Source organism: Staphylococcus pasteuri, assembly GCF_030547725.1.
Taxonomy (GTDB): domain Bacteria; phylum Bacillota; class Bacilli; order Staphylococcales; family Staphylococcaceae; genus Staphylococcus; species Staphylococcus pasteuri.
Map to the genome: position 1 here is coordinate 1 of NZ_JAUOQO010000218.1, position 290 is coordinate 290.

A 290-nucleotide genomic window follows, 5' to 3' on the forward strand; every position below is an offset into this window, starting at 1 on the left:
CCTATGAAGTTAGTGTTTACGACCCAATCATTGAATGTACAACTGATAACGAGAAAGCAAAATTAGCACGTCAGAAAAACCCTAGGCGCTATGAGTTAAACGATGCCAATTGGGATCTCGAAAAGAAAAAAGAAGTAAACTTTGATGAATTACCGGGTTTCAACGAAACGTACAATGCTACATTTATGGTAGATCAAGTTGTCAATTTGTTAGATGTAGATGTTGGCGGTCAAGAAGTAATTTACATAGGCAAAACAGAGCAAGATGATTTTAATAGACTGTCTGCTCAC

1 protein-coding gene is annotated in these 290 nt (G+C 36.9%); it reads left to right on the forward strand.

Going from position 1 to position 290, the window contains the following annotated elements; genetic code table 11:
• Window positions 1-290 (forward strand): hypothetical protein (locus Q4528_RS13460; protein WP_303522025.1); only part of this gene is annotated, 290 nt, incomplete at both ends.